We start from the raw sequence: 548 nt of genomic DNA on the forward strand, positions 1-548 counted from the left end.
GGGGCTTCGCCACGTCATCGCATCTGGCCAGCCCATTTCATCCCCACGGCACAGGATGAAAGAGGTTCACTGATCGCGCGACGCGGCTCGTCATGTTTTGTCGAGCACCTTTGGGGTGTAGTACGAGTGTGCATCGGTAAGGTCTTCTTTATTTGAAATGTACACGTTGTAACGGTCGTCACTGTTTCTCCTGATCACATAATTGGGAAGCTCATTTAGTCTTTCCGCGACGTCCTCTTCGCTTAGTTTTGTTAGCTTGCTCCATTGCTTTTTTTCGAACTCGTATATGCCAGGATTGGCACTCGAAAAGGCGTCCTTCTGCCTGGTTAGATCCCGGTACTGATGTACTGCAGTCTCCCAGTCCCCCTGTTCTGCGGTTTTCCAGTCTATGTTAGTCGTCCATTTTTCTCCCCTGCGCGGGCCCTCGTCGAGGGAGATTACAGCGCGGTTTTTGAGGTAGTATTCGTTTCGGGCGTTCCACTCCCAGCCTAGGTCGGCGCGCCCTGCAACCCATGCCTGAATTTTGTTGCCGATCTTCTGTGCTGCTT

General features: G+C 52.4%; 1 protein-coding gene. It reads right to left on the reverse strand.

The annotated features are described in order from the left end of the window. Positions 1–90: 90 nt before the first annotated feature. Positions 91–548: hypothetical protein (locus tag EES43_RS30765; RefSeq protein WP_164493244.1), on the reverse strand; the 458-nt coding region annotated here is incomplete at its 5' end.

It is taken from the genome of Streptomyces sp. ADI96-02, from assembly GCF_003846185.1.
Classification (GTDB): domain Bacteria; phylum Actinomycetota; class Actinomycetes; order Streptomycetales; family Streptomycetaceae; genus Streptomyces.